The sequence below is a fragment of the Bradyrhizobium sp. Rc2d genome, assembly GCF_900099855.1.
In the GTDB taxonomy this organism is placed as follows: Bacteria; Pseudomonadota; Alphaproteobacteria; order Rhizobiales; family Xanthobacteraceae; genus Bradyrhizobium.
The window spans coordinates 356,457-374,073 of record NZ_FNCU01000001.1 but is presented as its reverse complement, the minus strand read 5'-3'; the positions used below and the strand labels follow the sequence as shown (position 1 = coordinate 374,073).

Sequence of the window (17,617 nt, the reverse complement as noted above, 5' to 3'; positions counted from 1 at the left end):
TGCGGGACATCAAGTCAAGCTGCCGTATGGAAATATTGGAAGTACCCGCAAACCGGGACGAGTGTTCCGTTCGCCTCGTTTGCGGTGCACTAAACTTTCCGAGCAGATCCATCGGGTTACGCGACCTGTTGCTCTGATGACATTCTGAACGCCCGGGGGAAGACCCTTTGAGGGGAAAGCCTTCCCCTGCGCCCGAGCCTGTGGTCTCGGCCGACCCCTTCTGCGGGGAGAACCCCGCAACGCCCCCATCAGAGTGAGAGGGCGGACGGGCTTCGCCGTGACGGGTTGAAGAACGGAGGAGAGGCCTCCGGCGCCTGTCGTGGAGATGCCCCATGACCCAAGTCGAAGTTTTGAGCGCCGGCCGCGATCGCGTGGGTGGCTACAAGGTGGACGTGACCCGCGGGACGCGCGTCGGCCGAGTATCGTCGGAATGGTTCTCACGGCCAGCGGACGAGCGCTATCTATCCCTGTCGGACCTCTATGCCGCAGTGCGTGGACGGACCGAGCGAAGTCGGACCCGAACCGTCGAGAGCGCTGCAATCCGGGTTGAGGCCAGCCGCGACGATGCCGAGCGCCTGGCGCTGGTGCTGCCTGGCTCTGACACGCCGATTGCACCGACCCACTGGAGTTTCGGCCAACTCGCCGGCCTGGTCGGAGCGCCCGCGGCCTACCTCCGGCAGCTTCCGGCACCGCTGGCCGGCATCAATTTGCAGTACGGCTTGACCTCCCATTCCGCCGAGCAGGTGAAGACGCTCGAGATCGAAGACGGTCGCGTCGAGCTTCGCGCCGTGACCGGCCCCGAATACGGGCGCATCTTTGACGACGAACTCGTGGCGGCTGTTCAGCGCATCGCCGGCAACGGCACGGGCGACACGCGCTGGAAGGTGCCGGGTGTCCTCAACTGGACAACCGGCGTCTATAACCCGCATGTCAACGTCACCCAGGACACGACGACGCTCTACGCCTCCGACCGCGACGTCTTCCTGTTCCTGGTCGACGACCTCAACCCGATCGAGGCCGGCCGGCTACGTGACGGCTCGCCGGACCTCTACTTCCGCGGTTTCTACTGCTGGAATTCCGAGGTGGGAGCGAAGACGCTCGGCATGGCGAGCTTCTATCTCCGCGCCGTCTGCCAGAACCGCAATCTCTGGGGCGTCGAGGATTTCGAGGAGATCACCATTCGTCACTCTAAATACGCCGCCTCACGCTTTGCCCACGAGGCGGCGCCGGCACTCGCCAGCTTTGCCAATTCATCACCGATGCCTTTCGTCAACGGCATCAGGGCGGCGCGAGAAACGATCGTCGCTCGCACCGATGACGATCGCAGCGATTTCCTACGCAAGCGCGGCTTCTCGAAGGCCGAGACAGCGAAGATCATCGAAAGGGTGCTGTTCGAGGAAGGGCGCAAGCCCGAGAGCGTATTCGACTTCGTGCAAGGCATCACGGCGGTTGCGCGGGGCAAGACCCATCAGGACGCACGGCTCGATCTCGAGGGGCGCGCGAAGAAGCTGCTCGACCGCGTAGCCTGAAATCCGGAAAGCCGGACATGCGGAACGGTGTGTCTCCGGCTTCGTGCCTCGTTCTTTCCTGATCATCAACTTGCGGCGCTGCCCTTGAGAGGAAGAGGGCGGCGCTGCGCTTCGTGACGGGTTGGAGGCCCAGAGAGAGTCTTTGGGCCGCTCGTCGCGGAGTATCACCCATGGCACCTGCCGTTCAGAAGATCACTTTGTCGTCCTCGCGCGACATTCCCTTCAATAAGCTCGTGCTCAGCCAGTCGAACGTCCGGCGTGTGAAGGCCGGCGTCTCCATCGAGGAACTGGCCGAGGACATCGCCCGGCGTACCTTGCTCCAAAGCCTCAACGTCCGGCCGGTCCTCGACGCCGAAGGCACCGGGACCGGCATGTTCGAGATTCCGGCAGGCGGACGCCGCTACCGTGCGCTGGAGTTGCTGGTGAAGCAGAAGCGCCTGGCCAAGACCGCGCCGGTGCCTTGCGTTGTGCGCGATCCCGCGACCACCATCCTCGCCGAGGACGACTCGCTGGCCGAGAATATCCAGCGCGCGCCGCTGCACCCACTCGACCAGCTCCGGGCATTCATGGCTTTGCGCGAGAAGGGGCAGTCGGAGGAGGAGATCGCCGCCGCGTTCTTCGTTTCGGTCAACGTGGTGAAGCAGCGCCTGCGGCTCGCCTCGGTCTCGCCCGCGCTGCTCGACGTCTATGCCGAGGACGGCATGTCGCTCGAGCAGCTCATGGCCTTCACCGTCACAGCGGATCACAGCCGCCAGGAGCAGGTCTGGCAGGCCATCTCCGGTTCTTGGCAGAAGGAGCCCTATCAGATCCGCCGCATGCTAACGGAGAAGACAGCGCGCGCCTCCGACCGGCGCGCCGTGTTTGTCGGCCTCGACGCCTACGAGGCGGCCGGTGGCGTGGTGTTGCGCGATCTGTTCCAGTCCGACGACGGCGGCTGGCTTGAGGACATTGCTCTCCTCGACCATCTGGTCGCTGAGAAGCTGAAGGCGGAGGCCGAGAAGATCGCCGCCCAAGGCTGGAAGTGGATCGAGCTCGCCGTTGAGTTTCCCTACGGCCATGCTCGTGGCTTGCGCGAACTGGACGGCGTGTCTGCTGATCTCTCGGCCGAAGAGCAGGGGACCATCGACGCCCTCAAGGCCGAATATGCCAAGCTCGAAGCCGAGAATGACAGCGTGGACGAACTGCCCGACGAGGTTGACCAACGGCTTGGCGAGATCGAGACGCTCCTCGCCGCCTTCGACGATCGGCCCGTCATCTTTCAGCCGGCCGACATCACCCGCGCGGGCGTGTTCGTTAGCATCGATGCCGAAGGTGTGCTGTCGGTCGATCGCGGCTACGTCCGGCCTGAGGACGAAGTGCCCATAGCTGAGCCAGAGCCGAGCAGCGATGGCGAACTCGCCGCCCCGACGCTAGACGGTGCCGAGCCGTCAGAGCCGGCTATCCAGCGCGCCGTCATCACCATCGGCGGGCAGGTTGCTGAGCCCGAGGACGATGATGCGGTCAAGCCGCTGCCGGACCGCCTGCTGACCGAGCTCACGGCGGAGCGGACTTTGGCGCTGCGCGACAAACTGGCGACCATGCCGTCGGTCGCCTTCCAGGCGGTGCTGCACAAGTTCTGCCTCGACGGCTTCTCGCGCTATTCCTCCTATGGAACGGCGATAGAGATCTCTTTGCGCAGCGCTAGCTTCCCGGTGCAGGCGCAGGGTTTGAAGGATATGCCGGCGGCCAAAGCGATCGACGCGCGCCACAAAACCTGGGAGGAGCGCCTGCCGAAGGACAAGGCCGATCTCTGGGACTGGCTCACGGGTCTCACCGGCGACGAGCAGGCGGCGCTCTTTGCGCACTGCGCCTCATTCGGCGTCAACGCGCTCTACGAGAAAGGCGACCGCTACGGCGGCGGCGTCACCCCGCACATGGTCGAGCAGCGGATCGCGGATGCCGATCGCATCGCCCTCGCCGTCGACCTCGACATGGTGGCGTCCGGTTGGCGCCCGACCGTCGAGAACTATCTCGGCCGCGTGCCGAAGCGCCGTATCCTGGAGGCGGTGCGGAAAGGTGCCGGGGATCGCGCCGCCCAGCTCATCGACCATCTGAAGAAGGGCGATATGGCCAAGGAGGCCGAACGCCTCCTGGCCGAGACCGGCTGGCTGCCCGAGCCCCTGCGGATGGCCGACGTCGACCAGGCGGCGACCACCGACGCCGCTGAGCCCGAGGGCGGTGGCGAGGCGCTGCCGGAATTCCTCGCCGGGGACGACGAGGAAGCTCCAACCGACCAAGCGGACGAGTCTCACATGGTCGCTGCCGAGTAGAAGCGCTGGCTGGGGCGATGACCTTCGCCCCAGCCAATTCTTACGCGCTGCGAGCCACCTGCGGCTGCACCTTCAGCCCGTCGATCCAGATCGCGATCCTGCCGGCGGCGACGAGAGCGGAGGTTTCTGCCACGAACCGCCGTACTGCCCCCGTGCTGCTGACTTCGAAGCGATGTCGATAGCCATTGGCCACGGCGCGATCGGTAAAGCCTTTCAAAGCAGCGAACCCTGCTGCTTCCTGGATCTCGAACTGAACTCTCCACCGCGTGCGTCGCGGCCGAACACCATCGAGCACTTCGACGCTGACACGGTGCTTACTTCCGCTACGAACGGTGACAGGTTCGATCTTCTTGGTGGGAAACTTCAGAATCTGAGCCATCAAATCCTCCTTCATTCTGCGAAGCGGTTCGATGGTCTTGTCGGAGCTCGTGAACCGCATGCCGAGACCCGCGCCCTGCGCAAAAGCGCGGGGGCAGGTCAGCGGCAGCCTGTTGACCAGGCCGTTCAGCTCTTGGGGCGTGCGCCACAAGCGGTTCTTGCTGCGCGAGCGCGCAGCGACCCTGACGCAGGTGAAATAATCTCCCGCCCACAGCGTTTCAAGGCCATCGGGCAGAGAGTGAGAGGCGGGTCGGGACGGGTTTGAGCCGGTGCGGTCCGAGAGAGAGCGCCGGCCGGCTCAGCCCGTTCCCGCTCTCCTCAAGGCTCCCCTTCATGAACGACCTTTTCTCGATTGCGGCCGATGAGGCCGCCCCGATCTCGCTTGCACGCGCTCCCGAGGGTGCCCGCGCCATCATCGCTGCGGCTGAGCAGCTTCTCCCGCATATCGAGCATGGCCGACGCATCGATCCCGCAATCCTGCGCACCGCGATGGAAGAGGCCTTCGGCGCGTCCGATGCGACAGGCGCCTGGGATTGGAAGATGGCCTATGACGCCTGTGAGGTCGCCATCATCCTGTTCCTGCGCAAATACGGAAAGGCGCTGTTCCGCAAAGCCGCTTCTCCGGCTTCACGACTTTCCGCCTTGGACAGGATTGCGGCGCTTCTGCCGACCCACACGCGCCGCTCTGCCGAGAGCGAGACTTTCCAGCAGTTCTCGACGCCGATCCCGCTCGGTTTGGCTGCGCTGACCGCAGCCACCATTACGCCGGCGGATCGCGTACTGGAGCCTTCCGCAGGCACGGGGTTGCTCGCCATCCTCGCCGAGGTTGCCGGCAGCGGGCTCGTGCTGAACGAGCTGGCCGAGACCCGGGCCATGCTGCTCTCTTCCCTCTTTCCGGCCAATTCCGTCACGCGCTTCGACGCCGCCCAAATCGACGATCACCTTGATCCCGTCGTCGTCCCGAGCGTCGTGCTGATGAATCCGCCGTTCTCGGCGATGGCGAACGTCTCCGGCTACAAGGCCGACACGGCGTTTCGTCACGTCGCCTCGGCCCTGGCGCGTCTTGCCGATGGCGGGCGGCTGGTCACGATATCAGGCGCAAACTTCTCGCCCGAAGCCCCGGCCTGGCGCGACGCCTTCGCCCGATTGCAGGAATGCGGCCGCGTGGTGTTCACCGCCGCGATTGCCGGCGCGGTCTTTGCCAAGCACGGCACCACGATCGAGACGCGCCTGACCGTCATCGACAAGGTTCCGGCCGATGACCCCAACGCGTTCCCGGAGTCACCGGGAATGGCGCCCGACGTCGCAACGCTGCTCCGCTGGATCGGGGAGCACATTCCAGCCCGCTTGCCAGTCGTCTCGACTGGCGCGCTTCCTGTATCAGCCTCGCAGGTGCCGCGCACCGTGCGCGGCTATTTCGTGCGGGCTGCCGCACATTCGGCCAAGGCGCCGGTCGCCGATCCCGAAGCCGTCGACCTCGCCTATGAGATGATCGATTGGACGCCGCCCGAGGGCGCGCATCTCAGCGACGCCATCTACGAGGAATTCCGCCTCCAATCGATCCGCATCCCCGGCGCGCAGACGCATCCGACCAAGCTGGTGCAGTCGGCCGCAATGGCCTCGGTCGCGCCGCCGAAGCCAAGCTATCGGCCGTGCCTGCCGGCCAACCTTGTCAATGACGGCGTCCTGTCCGACGCCCAACTCGAGACGCTGATCTATGCCGGCGAGGCCCATGGCAACTATCTCGCCGGCTCCTGGACGGTTGACAAGACCTTTGACCTCGTCACGGCCGCCCGCGACGACGCACCGAACGCCGTCCGCTTCCGCCGCGGCTTCATGCTCGGCGACGGGACCGGCGCCGGCAAGGGTCGCCAGTCTGCCGGCATCATTCTCGACAACTGGCTGCAGGGCCGGCGCAAGGAAGTCTGGATCTCGAAGTCCGACAAGCTGCTCGAGGACGCGCAGCGCGACTGGTCGGCGCTCGGCATGGAGCGTCTGTTGGTCACCCCGCTCTCGCGCTTCCCTCAAGGGCGCGACATCCGGTTGGCCGAAGGCATCCTATTTTTAACCTACGCTACGCTGCGGTCCGACGAGCGCGGAGATAAGCTTTCGCGCGTCCGGCAGATTGTCCAATGGTTGGGCTCCGACTTCGACGGCGTCATCATCTTTGACGAGAGCCATGCCATGCAGAATGCCGGCGGCGGCAAGGGCGAGCGGGGCGATGTCGCGCCCTCGCAGCAGGGGCGTGCGGGCTTGCGCCTGCAGCATGCGCTCCCGAACGCTCGCGTCGTCTATGTCTCGGCGACCGGCGCCACCACGGTCCACAATCTCGCGTATGCCCAGCGCCTCGGGCTCTGGGACGGCGAGGATTTTCCGTTCGCCACGCGGGCTGAATTCGTCGAGGCGATCGAGGAGGGCGGCGTCGCGGCGATGGAGGTGCTCTCGCGCGACCTTCGCGCGCTCGGCCTCTACACCGCCCGCTCGCTTTCCTACGACGGGGTCGAATACGAGCTCGTCGAGCACCAACTCACCGACGAGCAGCGGAGCATCTACGATGCTTACGCCGGCGCCTTCAGCGTCATCCACAATCACCTCGACGCGGCGATGCAAGCCGCCAACATCACCGGCGAGACCGGCACGCTCAATCGTCAGGCGAAGTCGGCCGCGCGCTCGGCCTTCGAATCGGCCAAGCAGCGCTTCTTCGGTCATCTGCTCACCAGCATGAAGACGCCGACCCTGGTCCGCTCCATCGAGCGGGACTTGGCCGAGGAGCACGCCGCCGTTATCCAGATCGTGTCGACCGGCGAGGCGCTGATGGAGCGGCGGCTCGCCGAGATCCCATCTGAGGAATGGAACGACGTGCGCGTGGACATCACCCCGCGCGAATACGTGCTGGATTACCTCGCCCATTCCTTCCCGGTGCAGCTCTATGAGCCCTTCACCGATACTGACGGCAATCTCTCGTCCCGGCCCGTCTTCCGCGACGGCCAGCCCGTCGAGAATCGGGAAGCCGTCGCCCGCCGCAATGAGCTGATCGAGCGGCTCGCGTCGCTTCCGGCTGTTCCCGGCGCACTCGACCAGATCGTGCAGCGTTTTGGCACGGATATTGTGGCGGAGGTAACCGGACGTTCGCGCCGGGTGGTGCGCAGGGGTGACCGCCTCACCGTCGAGAACCGTGCCGCCTCTGCCAATCTCGCCGAGACCGCCGCCTTCATGGACGACATGAAGCGCGTGCTTGTCTTCTCGGAGGCCGGCGGCACGGGCCGCAGCTACCACGCCGAGCTCTCGGCGCGGAATCGCCGACTTCGCGTTCATTATTTGCTCGAGCCGGGCTGGAAGGCCGACGCCGCGATCCAGGGACTCGGTCGGACGAACCGCACCAATCAGGCGCAGCCCCCGCTGTTCCGCCCCATTGCGACCGACGTGAAGGCCGAGAAGCGCTTCCTCTCGACCATTGCCCGCCGGCTCGACACGCTGGGTGCCATCACGCGCGGCCAGCGCCAGACCGGCGGTCAGGGCCTGTTCCGGCCCGAGGACAATCTTGAGAGCCATTATGCCCGCGATGCGCTGCGCCAGCTCTATCTGCTGCTTGTGCGCGGCAAGGTCGAAGGCTGCTCGCTCCAGAGCTTCGAGGACGCCACTGGCCTGAAGCTCATGGATGTGAATGGCATCAAGGACGAGCTGCCGCCCATCACTACCTTCCTGAATCGGCTGCTCGCGCTCACCATCGATCTGCAAGGTCTGCTGTTCACGGCCTTCGAGCAGTTGCTGAATGCCAAGGTCGAGGGCGCCATCGCCAGCGGCGTCTACGACATCGGCCTGGAGACGCTGCAGGCTGAGAGCTTCGTCGTCACCGATCGGCGCACGATCTACACTCATCCGGCCACCGGCGCGGAAACCCGGCTGCTCACGATCACCGAACGCCGGCGCAATCACCCCATGCCGCTGGATCGAGCGCTCGATTATCTCGCCGATGCTCACGCAGTGCTGCTAGTCAACGAGCGCTCGGGCCGCGCCGCGGTGCAGATTCCGGCGCCAAGCCTCATGCTCGATGACGGCGAGATCGAACGCCGCGTGCGGCTGATCCGCCCCATGGAGCACCATCATGCTTCAATGAAGATGATGGACGAGAGCCACTGGCAGCCGGCGGATCGCGAGACATTCGCCGCAGCATGGAACGACGAAGTCGTCGACGTCCCCGATTTCGCTGAGAACACGCTCCATATCGTCGCGGGTCTGCTGCTGCCGATCTGGAAGCGTCTTCCGAACGAATCGACCCGGGTCTATCGGCTTCAGACCGACGATGGCGAGCGCATTATCGGTCGCAGGGTCTCGCCAGTCTGGGCCGCGAATGCTTGCGCGACCGAAACATGCAGCCTGACGCCACAGGAAGCGTTCTCGGCGTTGTTGGAGGGACGCACTGTCCTCGACCTCGCCGAGGATCTGCAGCTGCGTCGTGTCCGCGTGATGGGCGCTCATCGCATCGAGCTGTCCGGCTTCACCGACACGATGCGTGACCGGCTGCGCGCCTACGGCCTCTTCAGCGAGATCATCTCGTGGAAGCTGCGCATGTTCGTGCCGACAGACGCGGCCGGCGCGGGGGTGTTGGCCAAGGTGCTCGACCACTATCCGGTCGCGCGCGTCGGCGAGCGGGAGGCCGCCTGATGGCCCGGGAAGACGCATCCGAACTGGCCCGCCGTCTCGCACGTGACGCCGAGGCGGTGTGCCGCCATTATCTGTCCAACGGGCGGCGGCAGGGCCGCTACTGGATGGTGGGCGACGTCCGTAATACGCCTGGTCGGTCGATGTTCGTCCGGCTCAAGGAATCGGCGAAGGGACCCGCGGGCAAATGGACCGATGCCGCCTCGGCCGAGCATGGCGATCTCCTCGACGTGATCCGCGAGAGCTGCGGTCTCGTAGACTTCCGCGATGTCGTCACTGAAGCACGACGCTTTCTAAGTTTGCCGCGTCCAGAACTGGAGCCTGAGCCGAATCACCGGTCCAGAAAATCGCCCGCGCCCCTCGGATCGCCCGAGGCGGCGCGGCGACTCTTCGGTATGTCACAGTCGATCGCAGGCACACTCGTAGAAGCGTATCTCCGCAATCGCGGCATTACGGCTTTGCACGAAACCGGAAGTCTGCGTTTTCACCCGCGTTGCTACTACCGGGCCGATGACCACAGCCCGACCGAGACCTGGCCGGCGATGATCGCCGCCGTCAGCGATCTCTCCGGTCACTTGACCGGCGCGCATCGCACCTGGCTTGACCCTGACGGCTTCAGCGAGACGACGCTCGGCAAGGCACGGATCGACGCGCCGAAACGGGCGATGGGCGACCTGCTTGGTCACGCCGTTCGGTTTGGCTTAGCTGGTGAAGTCATGGTGGCCGGCGAGGGCATCGAGACGATGCTCTCGCTCCGCAGCGTCCTGCCGACCATGCCGATGGTCGCAGCCCTCTCGGCGGCGCATCTCTCCGCGATCCTCTTCCCGGACACGCTCCGCCGGCTCTACATCGCGCGCGACGACGATCCTGCCGGTGACGGCGCCATGGCGACCTTGATCGACCGGGCGCGGGAGGCCGGGATCGAGGCGATCGTGATCTCGCCACGGCTTGGCGACTTCAACGAGGACCTTCGCCTGCTCGGATTTGAGGCCCTTCGGGCCGCGAGCCGCGTGCAGATCGCGGCGCAGGACGTCGCGCGCTTTATGGAGCTGGCGGCATAGCCGGGATGGGGAGGGGTGACGCGGCCGCTTCGTTACCGCGAGGTAGGTGATCGTGCTTCCCTCGGCGCCGGAGAGGACCGCTCCCACGGCCTTCTGAAGAGGGCGATCGGGCGGCAAGCGGCCCGGACCGGCAACCTCGTGGGCCGACTATTTTCCGCCGGCGGCGGAGCCGCCTTTACATCGCGAGGCAAAATAGTCGGCCCCCTTCGGTCCTCCGCCAAGGCTCCGGCCCACAGCTCGCGCTGCGGGTGCAAGTCCGTTCCGCCTGCCGCTTTCGTCGCCATGAAGGCCGCGATGGGCGCGATCGATCCGACGAGGGAAAGCCGCAATGACCACCAGCCATGACGACGATTTCGAGCCGCAGCAGAACTCATCCCCGACCGGTCAGGTTCTCCAGGAACTCCAGCTCTACGGCTACCGGCCCTTCCACGACGAGCCCGATCCCCGGCCGCTTCCCGAAGCGCAAGTCCTCATCGGCAGCGTCGCCGACATCTTCGATGCCCTGGTGGTGGCGTTGTCAGATACCCGTCTTGAGCCCGACCTCGAAGACCTGCTCTGGTCGACGGTGAACGTCTTCCATCGCGCCATCGACAGGATCGAACGCGAGCTCGACGACAACGAGCTGGCGCAGCAGCGCTCGCAACGGGAGCAGGACGGCAGCGAGATCAAATCCGTCGAGCTGGAGCGACTGACGGCGGAAGGGCAGACGCTGATCGAGCGACGAGGCGCCTTCGAGCTGATGCGCGACCATGCCGCCGACGAGTTTGAACGCCACACCCACTCGACCTGGCGTCCGCGCAACGGGTCGAAGGTCAACCACCGCAATCTGACGTCCGCCATGATCGACAGCCGCGATTTCCTGGCCGCGAAGAAGCGCGCCGATAACCAGGTGTTCCTGCCTGCAGGACCGAAGGTGGCGCTCACAGGCGGGCTCGACTTCAACGACCACCGGCTAATCTGGGCCAAGCTTGATCAGGTGCATGCGAAACACCCGGATATGGTGCTGCTGCACGGCGGATCGCCCAAGGGCGCCGAGCTGATCGCCACCAAATGGGCCGATCATCGCAAGGTGCCGCAGATCGCGTTCAAACCCGACTGGACGAAGCACGCCAAGGCCGCTCCGTTCAAACGCAACGACGCGATGCTGGAGATGCTCCCCATCGGCGTGATGCACTTCCCCGGCACCGGCATCCAGGACAACCTCGCCGATAAGGCCAAGAAGCTCGGAATCCCGGTCTGGAGGTACGGCGGCGCATAGACGCCGCCATCGTCTTGCAAAACGACAAGCGAGCTGAGAGCTCAATCGCGGCACAAATATCGAGCAAGCTCAGGCATCGTCGTCATAATAATGCGAGTCATCAATGGCGCCCGATGTCTCCAGCTCCGGTCGCCTATAGCCGATTCGACCGGCCACACGCTCAAACGTCATCATCGTCGTGAAAACGATGGAATCCCCGCTGAAAGGCTTATCCGGATCGTTCTCTCCATTGAGAGCGCCTGAGACATTTGCCACGAGCACATCGTTTCCGAGGTCGAGACTTACTTTATCGATATAAAGCTCGTCAAAAAAAGCGTTCGTCATAGCCATCTCACCCGAGAGAGCGTCCTCGATCATCATGGGATCCTCTTGAACGAAGGACACGTCGATATACTCCTCGAGATCTCGGGTGTACCACACCTCGCCTGTAAGGTAGCCGTTCGCACTGAGAAAGCTGGACAGCTGCGACGCCAGTTCGTCAACGTTGGGTAGGCCTGTGGGAAGACCATTGAGCTGCTGTAGCGCTGATCCATCAAGCGCAGATCAGGTATTAGGATCGCGGCTTCGTTCAAAGCAGAAGCTGGTATGTGGGCTCGGCCCTTAAAGCCGCTGCGGTGCAATAGCCAAAATACGCAGCAACGATCTCGTGAGCGTGACCTGACCCAAGCTTGCTTCCGGTCAGGTTGTTGAACGTCGTACGCAGAAAGTCTGCGCATTCCTTTTGGATCGTAGACATGGCAAATCCATTTCAGTCCGGCGTCTTAATGGCAGTCACAAGAGCTTCATGACCACCGCGCGCCGGCAGAATGGTTGCCGTTGGGGTGTTCGATTGGGAAATCGAGATGCCGCCTTTTGGGTCGCTTGCAGCCCAGGCGATCGGCTCCTGACGCTCAATATGCTCACTTTGGCTGTCGCACGCAACTGGATTTGTGACGATTCCGTCGCCGCCGTTTGCTGCTATACTGCGTTCGCGCCGTGGTGGTGGTGGAAGGCGCGACCGTCAGACCTTTATCTCACGGAGCCCACCACCATGATTACCTTGGGACCACTGCTTGTTTTCCTCGTCATAGGCTTCTTCGCCTGGCTGCTCTTCACGCTTGCAGTCTTCGCGCTGCCCGTCTTCGCCGGCGTCACGATTGGTCTTTGGGCCTTCCACACGGGGGCCGGCGCTCTGGGCGGCATCGCTGTGGCCCTCGTGGCTGGCGCCGCAACCTTCGGCATCGGCCAGCTCGCGCTCGCCCTCGTGACATGGACTTGGCTCCGGCTCCTAATCATCATCTTCTACGTCGCACCCGCCACCGTCGCCGGTTACAGCGCTACGCACGGAATTGCCCAGATGGCGATGTCTTCACCCACGTGGCAGACGGTTTTCGCGGTCGTCGGGGCCGTTGCCGTCAGCATCACAGCTTTCATCCGCTTCACTCGAATGGCCCCGGACGGACCAGCAAGACAGCGCTTGGCGCGGGGCTGACACATGTACCGGGGCGGCGACCCGGTACGACCCAGTCACGACGGTTTCAAGCTTCGCCGGCGATCGGTGTGGACGCGGATACGATCAGCATCATCGGGCGTTCTAGTTCTTCGGCCAATTGTGGCATCTGCTGGATCTGCTCGTGTGTCGGGGCAAACTCCTCGACGCGCCGAATTTGAAAGCCAGCGCCGATCAGCGTGTTCAGGGTAGTGCCCACCGTCCTGTGGTATTTCAGGACGCCCGGGGCAAACCAGTCCGTCCGACGTGCACCCTCGACGGAATATCGATTGACCGGCCAGGTTTTGCGGCCCTCCTCGTCGCTAATCCAGTGCGGATGTGCGGCCGCCATGAAGATCGGATGTTCAATCGTAAAGATTAAATGCCCGCCAGGAACCAGTGCCTCGCGGATCACATTCACGAGGCGGTCGAAATCCTGAACATAGTGAAAGGCCAGCGCGCTGTAGGCGAGGTCGAAGGCCGACTCGGGTAGGTCCAGCGTCTCAAGATCGGCGATGCAATACTTGATGGCGGCGTCCGCTGTGTCCTCCTTGGCACGCTCAATCATGTTCTGCGACAGATCGAGACCAAGGACCGAGGCCGCGCCCTGATCGCGCATCCAGCGCGAGGCCCAGCCGAAGCCACATCCGAGATCGACGACGCGTTTTCCGTCCAGAGCGGGCAGCATGGCCCGTATCGCGGGCCATTCAGGAGCACCGTCCAGCCCATGCACCTGCCGGGGCAACTTGCTGTAGCCCGCGAAGAAATCGGGATTGTCGTAAATATTCTGCGCCATGTCTGTCTGCTATTTGGCTTTCCGCGCTGCGTTGTGCCAGACGATGCTTGGAGATCCAAGCAGAGTTGTCGCGGCGGACGTACGTTACCCTGAGTATTAGGATTAGGTGATGGCCTTACATTGGGTGGTGCGGGTATTCCACGCGCGAGAAGGTCAATAGAACGGCGAGCCCACCGAATTCGCCCGCTGTTGGAGACTGGGCGCGCCTTCGTCGTCATCAGTCCGACGAGCGCTTGGGCAAGGTACTCTGGATAGTTAACAACCGCGCCGACGTGGAGTGGATTGTCGGAGGTGACGGCCGCGCTCTGCCGGACGCCCCCTGCATCGTTCATCTATACGAGCTGGAGAAAGTGTCCTGATTTCAGACTTGTGAATGATTCATACCTCGATGGTAAGCCAACCAGCGGAATATGTCGGTTATGCAAGCAAGCCGAAAAGGTATCGCTGCCCTCTGGTTAACGAACCAAAGCGCCCACATCGTGCGGCCGCACACTCTCTCAGCTCTGCGAGGGAGCGACGATGCTTGCGCCTCCAAGCAGTTCAGGAAAATTATTGGCATTACAGCCTCGTGTTGGGCTTGCCGCCGTCCATTTAGTTGTAGGTTTTTTTCCTTTCAATTCCTTGCACCCAGAGTAGAGTGGCGCTCGTCGGCCAGAGACTAGGCCGACGATCTCAGCATGTCTTCGGCTAAAGATTTTCGTCCGCGTTTCGAGTACGAGTTTTGCAGGGTGAGGCTATGGGGCGTCGCCTTACTCGTTGTCGTTGTTGGGGCAGGGCTCGCGACGTACGTCGCCCTGACCAAAGAGAATTCATATCGGCTGCCGGCCAACTCGATCGTTATGGCCATGATGCTGACGGCGCTGCCGTTGCTCATCTGTTACGTGCAGACGATTTCATTACAACGAAGGATGGCGAGACTCGACACTCTCCAGGATTGGCTCGTCTCGAACACGTCCCATTTCAAGATTGCGTACAACACGCTGAGGTGAATTAACCCGGCGACGCTCGATAAGTACTACACTCTGCCAATGCTGACGTTTGCGGTCATCACGATCTTCTGCTGGCTCATGACGACGGCCGCCTATTTCGAACCGGCGTATTTTCAGAAACCAAGCGTGATACTTGGCGGATTCCACATTCTCTCGGACACGGATCCGGCTTCTATTGTGAACTACCAGCGCGGCACTTTTGTCGCGGGCTGCTTTGGATTTATTGGCGCCTACATTACACGAACTGGCGCCTCCTTGACCGGATCAATAACAACGACATCTACCCGATCTCGTTTTACTACTATGCAACACGCTTGCTCGCCGCCTGCTTCATCGCCGGCACGATCCGTCACATTCTGCCTGAGCACGGCGCAAATCTTTGTCTTCTCTCGTTCGCCGTGGGCTTCGTGCCGGATATCTTCATCACCTCGATCATCCGGCGGGCATCTCAGGTGATCAAGATTATGAGGGACCCGCCTGTTCCAAAGGTTGAGGCGTTACCCAGCAATTTTTTCGCTCCTTATGATGCAAAGACTTGATCGGTACAAAATTGACCGACTTGCCGAACTGTACGTCACCAACGCCGAGGTCCTGACCTGCCAGAATCCTTTCATCCTAAGGCTCCGGCTTCCGTACGAGCTCCTCCTAATCATCGACTGGATATCACAAGCGCAGTCCGCTTTTTGTTCGGCGAGGCTCAGAACGCGCTCAAGCGGCCGGTTCTCTGAGATTCTGATTGTATGCACCGTTTCGTCGCATTGGAGGTCAAGGTGAAAAGATATTCAGGGCTACTACTGTGCTTATCTTTCGCCGTTTTCACTGCAAGTGCATCACGTGCGGATGACATTCTCGAGCTAAACCGCAGCTTTATCGAGATGTACAAGAACCGCCTGACCATCTCCGCACAATATTTCGTCGACGCCGCGCACAAGAAGCCAAATCCAGGCAGCAAAGACGGCGACATGCACGTCGCTGGCCGCGCATCTGAGATTGGCCTAGCTACCGTTGCTGAAATTCAAAACGCCAAGAGTGTTCCCGCGGCGGTCGATGCGATACATGCAGTTGAGGCGACAGGTCAAAGCGTCGCCCTCTCGGGAGTCTGGCGTATCTGGCCGGAGCACGGCGGGGACAACAGCCATATTCAACAATCCGGCGCGGGCGCTCCGTACGAGGGATCAACGCCGACAAACCCTCCGCACGTCTTTGAAGTCCACCCGATCCTCAATATCGGCGGCCAAGGCAACACTCCAGCCCATCGAGGGCTTCGAGGAGAAAGAGGCCGAGGGCGCGTTTTCTCGGTACGAACGCAGCACCTTTGAGATCACGCCATCTGAGGATCGCGTTCGTTTGCGCATGCGCATGATCGGATACAACTACGTCAAGTTCATGCTCAAGCTACGCAAACGATTTCACCGCGAGGATGACGGCGAGTTTGTCTCGGCGGCAATCTACTCGGCTAAGGAGGATGAGCAGGAACTCTTAGTTCACGATAGGCGCGTTGGTTTCGTCGCAGGGACTGCACCTGACGAGAAACAGAAGTCTTTGCAGGTCGGCGACTGCATGCTGATGCTCGGAATTCCACGAGTTGATCTTGCACTGGTCTCCTGGCGCATCCGGCACGGTGGAGACGCGCTGCGGTGGTCGATGCCCTCGAAATCATCGCGGTCGGAGTGTACGATGATCAGCCTGCCAAGTGCGGCGACTAATTCCGCCAAGCTTCCTCAATTGAAATCCAATGTTCCGTGAGCGGCTCCCAATGGTGCTGACGCGCCGCCGATATCGCAAACGGGCCTTAGACCGGGCTGCACACGTGCAATCAGTAGCCGCCGCGTCAGTTCGCGCAGGGCGCATCGTATCCTTGCTGAAGCGCGTCCCGATCTTTGGTCGACGATCCATCTTTGCATGCCCGCCTGACGGATCACTTTTTCTTTTGTGCGGGCAGCAACAGCGTATCGACATCAGGGGAAATGCTGTGGCGGGGAGTGTTTGCCGCCCTGCAGCAAATTTAGCCTAGGGGTCTCCTTTCGGTCCCAAGGCACAAGGCAGCAGTTCATTGAGCCGACCTTGTGGAGGGTTGGCGATACGGGCCAAGACGTCCGCGAGCCGGGCTTGCGGATCCACGTTGTTGAGCTTTGCCATCATGATCAACGTCGCCATGACGGCAGCGCGATCGGCGCCGAGGCATCAGTGCTGAAAAGAGCCCGCAGTCTTCGCCTTAGCGCCAATCCTGTAGAATATTTCGGACGCCGGCTCCCAGGTGTCGGGGTCCAGAATGTTGCGGAGCGCGTGCTGGGGCGCCCTGGAGCGCCGCTCGATCGTCTTCAGAGAGACGGTCATCAAGCAGCACTTCGGTGATCTCAAGAAGTTCAGCTCGGATCCGGTCTTTTACGGGATTCGCCATTGTTGAAATCACCCTATCCATTTTGGGATACTAAGTGGACGCTTTCCGGCGGCGTTCAGCGATTTTGCGGTGAAATTCACCGGAGCTGTTACCGAGATGCCATATGACCGAATCGACGCCCGCATCCTTGAGATCGTGCAAAGAAATAACCGTCTGACTTCCGAGGTGATCGCCGAGCTTGCCGGGCTTTCTGCGACAGCATGTCAACGGCGCCTAAAGAGGCTGCGCTCGGAAGGGATCATCGAGGGAGATGTCTCGATCGTTTCGCCCAGGGCGGTGGGACGGCCTATTCAAATGCTTGTTCTAGTGACTATGGAGCGGGAGCGTTCAGATATCATTGATAGATTCAAGAAGGCCATCAAATCATCAGCCGAGGTCGTTAACGGATTCTACGTCACGGGAGACGCGGACTTCGTCTTATACGTTACCGCGACTAGCATGGAAGAATACGAAGAGTTCACTCGGCGTTTCTTTTATGTGAATCCCGACATCAAGGGCTTCAAAACGATGGTCGTATTGGATCGCGTAAAAGCGGGCTTTGCTGTTCCAGTTGAGACTCCGTTCGACAACTGACCAAATGGTGGCGTCTGCAGCGCGGATCGGCGCGATCTCGCTTTTTTTCGTCGCGTCGTCGTTCTAAAACGCAAAAAAACGTCCCCGCGCTTCGCTAGTGTCACGCCGCCGTCACGTGCATTCCAAGCTCTCCCCGGAATTGGTATTGGCATCGAAGTCGAGGCCCGCCTACCATGCCCACGATCCGCTTTCC

Annotated in this window: 14 protein-coding genes and 1 pseudogene; 11 read left to right on the top strand and 4 right to left on the bottom strand. The window is 62.2% G+C overall.

Annotated features, from left to right (window positions below):
* The first annotated feature begins 332 nt into the window (after positions 1–332).
* Positions 333–1,529, top strand: coding sequence for a DUF932 domain-containing protein (locus tag BLV07_RS01715; protein ID WP_091878796.1), 1,197 nt, complete (start codon positions 333–335; stop codon positions 1,527–1,529).
* A 170-nt stretch (positions 1,530–1,699) separates the two neighbouring features.
* Positions 1,700–3,838 (top strand): ParB/RepB/Spo0J family partition protein, encoded by a 2,139-nt coding sequence (locus BLV07_RS01710; protein ID WP_176945285.1) that lies wholly within the window; start codon positions 1,700–1,702, stop codon positions 3,836–3,838.
* 40 nt (positions 3,839–3,878) lie between these two features.
* On the opposite strand, the gene BLV07_RS01705 is transcribed toward BLV07_RS01710, so the two are convergent.
* A complete protein-coding gene (locus tag BLV07_RS01705; protein WP_091878790.1) occupies positions 3,879–4,367 on the bottom strand; it encodes a hypothetical protein in 489 nt (162 codons plus the stop codon).
* A 182-nt stretch (positions 4,368–4,549) separates the two neighbouring features.
* Here BLV07_RS01705 and BLV07_RS01700 point away from each other — a divergent pair, with 182 nt between their 5' ends.
* The 3 genes from BLV07_RS01700 (at position 4,550) to BLV07_RS01690 (ending at position 11,197) form a co-directional block, all read left to right on the top strand.
* Positions 4,550–8,881, top strand: a complete 4,332-nt coding sequence (locus tag BLV07_RS01700; protein ID WP_091878787.1) for a strawberry notch family protein — start codon at positions 4,550–4,552, stop codon at positions 8,879–8,881.
* Positions 8,881–9,939 carry a DUF7146 domain-containing protein gene (locus BLV07_RS01695; protein WP_091878784.1) on the top strand — a complete coding sequence of 353 codons (1,059 nt, stop codon included), beginning with the start codon at positions 8,881–8,883 and terminating at the stop codon, positions 9,937–9,939. The genes BLV07_RS01700 and BLV07_RS01695 overlap by 1 nt, the downstream gene beginning before the upstream one ends.
* Before the next feature lie 328 nt (positions 9,940–10,267).
* The gene (locus tag BLV07_RS01690; protein WP_091878781.1) at positions 10,268–11,197 is read left to right on the top strand and encodes a DUF2493 domain-containing protein; all 930 of its coding nucleotides are present in this window, start codon (positions 10,268–10,270) and stop codon (positions 11,195–11,197) included.
* Between the two features lie 69 nt (positions 11,198–11,266).
* On the opposite strand, the gene BLV07_RS48545 is transcribed toward BLV07_RS01690, so the two are convergent.
* Complete coding sequence (locus tag BLV07_RS48545; protein ID WP_244550940.1) at positions 11,267–11,557, bottom strand: hypothetical protein; 291 nt, start codon at positions 11,555–11,557, stop codon at positions 11,267–11,269.
* Between the two features lie 670 nt (positions 11,558–12,227).
* Here BLV07_RS48545 and BLV07_RS01680 point away from each other — a divergent pair.
* The gene (locus BLV07_RS01680) at positions 12,228–12,668 is read left to right on the top strand and encodes a hypothetical protein (protein ID WP_176945337.1); all 441 of its coding nucleotides are present in this window, start codon (positions 12,228–12,230) and stop codon (positions 12,666–12,668) included.
* A gap of 46 nt (positions 12,669–12,714) precedes the next feature.
* Here the strand turns inward: BLV07_RS01680 and BLV07_RS01675 are convergent, their stop codons facing one another.
* Positions 12,715–13,461, bottom strand: coding sequence for a class I SAM-dependent methyltransferase (locus BLV07_RS01675; RefSeq protein ID WP_091878775.1), 747 nt, complete (start codon positions 13,459–13,461; stop codon positions 12,715–12,717).
* Positions 13,462–14,138: 677 nt separating this feature from the next.
* Between BLV07_RS01675 and BLV07_RS01670 the strand changes: the two genes are divergently transcribed.
* From BLV07_RS01670 to BLV07_RS45830, 4 genes are all read left to right on the top strand, one after another.
* Entirely contained in the window at positions 14,139–14,450 is a 312-nt protein-coding gene (locus tag BLV07_RS01670; RefSeq protein ID WP_091878772.1) for a hypothetical protein, read from the top strand.
* A gap of 314 nt (positions 14,451–14,764) precedes the next feature.
* Positions 14,765–14,989: a hypothetical protein gene (locus BLV07_RS01665; protein WP_091878769.1), complete on the top strand. Its 225-nt coding sequence runs from the start codon at positions 14,765–14,767 to the stop codon at positions 14,987–14,989.
* Positions 14,990–15,190: 201 nt separating this feature from the next.
* Positions 15,191–15,769 carry a hypothetical protein gene (locus BLV07_RS45835; RefSeq protein WP_143035333.1) on the top strand — a complete coding sequence of 193 codons (579 nt, stop codon included), beginning with the start codon at positions 15,191–15,193 and terminating at the stop codon, positions 15,767–15,769.
* A gap of 34 nt (positions 15,770–15,803) precedes the next feature.
* Positions 15,804–16,196, top strand: coding sequence for a hypothetical protein (locus BLV07_RS45830; RefSeq protein ID WP_143035332.1), 393 nt, complete (start codon positions 15,804–15,806; stop codon positions 16,194–16,196).
* Between the two features lie 264 nt (positions 16,197–16,460).
* Here the strand turns inward: BLV07_RS45830 and BLV07_RS01655 are convergent.
* A pseudogene (locus BLV07_RS01655) lies at positions 16,461–16,628 on the bottom strand (transposase domain-containing protein); the annotation flags it as partial.
* A 319-nt stretch (positions 16,629–16,947) separates the two neighbouring features.
* Here BLV07_RS01655 and BLV07_RS01650 point away from each other — a divergent pair.
* Positions 16,948–17,424, top strand: coding sequence for an Lrp/AsnC family transcriptional regulator (locus BLV07_RS01650; protein ID WP_091878763.1), 477 nt, complete (start codon positions 16,948–16,950; stop codon positions 17,422–17,424).
* Positions 17,425–17,617: the final 193 nt, after the last annotated feature.

Bases quoted from the DNA above. Each gene is read 5' to 3' on its own strand.
- BLV07_RS45835 (WP_143035333.1), top strand. From the start codon at position 15,191: ATGCACCGTTTCGTCGCATTGGAGGTCAAGGTGAAAAGATATTCAGGG.
- BLV07_RS48545 (WP_244550940.1), bottom strand. From the start codon at position 11,557: ATGATGATCGAGGACGCTCTCTCGGGTGAGATGGCTATGACGAACGCT.
- BLV07_RS01675 (WP_091878775.1), bottom strand. From the start codon at position 13,461: ATGGCGCAGAATATTTACGACAATCCCGATTTCTTCGCGGGCTACAGC.
- BLV07_RS45830 (WP_143035332.1), top strand. From the start codon at position 15,804: ATGCGCATGATCGGATACAACTACGTCAAGTTCATGCTCAAGCTACGC.
- BLV07_RS01670 (WP_091878772.1), top strand. From the start codon at position 14,139: ATGTCTTCGGCTAAAGATTTTCGTCCGCGTTTCGAGTACGAGTTTTGC.
- BLV07_RS01710 (WP_176945285.1), top strand. From the start codon at position 1,700: ATGGCACCTGCCGTTCAGAAGATCACTTTGTCGTCCTCGCGCGACATT.
- BLV07_RS01695 (WP_091878784.1), top strand. From the start codon at position 8,881: ATGGCCCGGGAAGACGCATCCGAACTGGCCCGCCGTCTCGCACGTGAC.
- BLV07_RS01715 (WP_091878796.1), top strand. From the start codon at position 333: ATGACCCAAGTCGAAGTTTTGAGCGCCGGCCGCGATCGCGTGGGTGGC.
- BLV07_RS01680 (WP_176945337.1), top strand. From the start codon at position 12,228: ATGATTACCTTGGGACCACTGCTTGTTTTCCTCGTCATAGGCTTCTTC.
- BLV07_RS01700 (WP_091878787.1), top strand. From the start codon at position 4,550: ATGAACGACCTTTTCTCGATTGCGGCCGATGAGGCCGCCCCGATCTCG.
- BLV07_RS01690 (WP_091878781.1), top strand. From the start codon at position 10,268: ATGACCACCAGCCATGACGACGATTTCGAGCCGCAGCAGAACTCATCC.
- BLV07_RS01650 (WP_091878763.1), top strand. From the start codon at position 16,948: ATGCCATATGACCGAATCGACGCCCGCATCCTTGAGATCGTGCAAAGA.